Annotated in this window: 1 protein-coding gene; it reads left to right on the forward strand. The window is 71.0% G+C overall.

Features of this window, described 5'->3' with window-relative positions; translation table 11 throughout:
- Window positions 1-19 precede the first annotated feature (19 nt).
- A partial coding sequence (locus ACLQ24_RS30555) for a hypothetical protein (RefSeq protein ID WP_425895189.1) occupies window positions 20-290 on the forward strand: 271 nt, incomplete at its 3' end.

A 290-nucleotide genomic window follows, 5' to 3' on the forward strand; every position in this document is an offset into this window, starting at 1 on the left:
GTTGCGGTGGGTGGGTGATGTGGGGTTGCCGGTGTGGCGGCGTGCGGGTGTGGTGCCGGGGCTCGCCTCGGGTGATCAGGTGGTGTTCCCCGGTGGTGGTGGGGTGGAGGTGGTGGCCGGGGTTATGGGGTTGTCGTCGGCGGTGCTGCGGTGGCGCCTGGCTGCGGCGGTGGGGGCTCTGGCTGGTTGGGGTGGCGGGGCTGATTGTGTGCTGCGGGTCGGTGAGGTGCTCACGGGTGTGGGTGTGCCGAGGGTGACCCGTGATGACGGTGGTGAGATGGGGTGGCTCG

It is taken from the genome of Micromonospora sp. DT4, assembly GCF_049841675.1.
Lineage (GTDB): Bacteria > Actinomycetota > Actinomycetes > Mycobacteriales > Micromonosporaceae > Micromonospora.